Genomic DNA, 1,363 nt, shown 5'->3' with positions numbered 1-1,363 from the left:
CACCATCACTGCCTGTGATGGGTTTACCAGATTGAATAGCTTTTAACGAAGCCTTAAAAGCTATTCAATCTGGTAAACCCATCACAGGCAGTGATGGTGTCCTTGCGCCGCTCATAAAGCAACTCACCGAAGCGGCACTATCCGCTGAAATAGACAGCTACCTTGAACAAAGTCCCAGTAGCAATCGCCGTAACGGCTACAGCAAAAAGACCGTCAAATCAGCCGTTGGTAGCTTTGAGCTTGAAACGCCACGTGACCGTAATGGGGAATTTGAACCTGAGCGAGGAAATAGCGAAGCATCGCTTCGCCCGAGTGCAAGACGAAGGCTATGCCTGAGTGACTGGTTAAAAAGCACTAAACCAAACTCACCCCTGAGATTGATAACCGAATTCTATCGCTGTTTTCGCATGGCATGAGCTATGGGGCAATCAAAGATCACATTGCTGAGATTTATCAGCTTCCACCATCAGTAGTATCACAGACCAGCTTATCCCACAGCTTAAAGCATGGCAATCCCGTCCTTTGGACAGCGTCTATCCGTTTGTCTGGCTCGATGCCATCCACTACAAGGTTAAAGACGAAGGGCGCTATGTCAACAAAGCGGTTTACACGCTGTTAGCACTGAACACCGAGGGTCGCAAAGAACTCATTGGGCTATACTGCTCTGAAAGCCTACTCGAGCATAGCTCTCGCCTTGCGCTCGGGCGAAGCGATGCTTCGCTATTTCCTTGCTCAGGCGCAAACTACTGGCTGTCGGTACTCACTGATTTGCACAATCGTGGCGTACAAGATATTCTGATTGCCTGTGTCGATGGCTTAAAAGGCTTCCCTGAAGCCATACAGGCTATCTTTCCTAATACCGAGGTACAACTATGTGTGATTCACCAAATCCGCAATAGCATTCGCTATGTGGCAAGTCGTGACCAAAAAGCCTTTATGCGGGATTTAAAGCCTGTCTATAAGGCAGTTAATAAAGATTCGGCTGAGCTGGCGTTGGATGAGCTTGATAGACTATGGCGCAGTAAATACCCTGCTGTCATTGCTTCTCGGCGAGATAAGTGGCATTTGCTGTCTGCTTATTTTAAGTACCCTGACGCTGTGAGAAAGCCAATCTATACGACCAATGCGGCCCCAGCAGTGCATCGCCAATTTCGTAAGTTGACCAAGACTAAGGGAGCGTTCCCAAATGAAACTAGCTTGCTTAAGCTCTTGTATGTTGGTATGTTAAATGCCTCAGAGAAATGGACGATGCCAATTAACAATTGGGGGCAAACGATGATGCAATTATCTATCCATTTCCCTGGTCGGTTAGATGCTGTAATGAGCCTCTAATTTAATTTATCCTGACACAGAATTTTGAACG

Annotated in this window: 1 pseudogene; it reads left to right on the top strand. The window is 47.0% G+C overall.

The annotated features are described in order from the left end of the window. The first annotated feature begins 35 nt into the window (after positions 1–35). Positions 36–1,332: pseudogene (locus tag RT143_RS11190) on the top strand (IS256 family transposase). Positions 1,333–1,363: the final 31 nt, after the last annotated feature.

It is taken from the genome of Moraxella sp. CTOTU48268, from assembly GCF_032069585.1.
Taxonomy (GTDB): Bacteria; Pseudomonadota; Gammaproteobacteria; order Pseudomonadales; family Moraxellaceae; genus Faucicola; species Faucicola cinerea.
The sequence above is the reverse complement of the archived record's forward strand: the minus strand, read 5'-3'. Positions and strand labels throughout refer to the sequence as shown.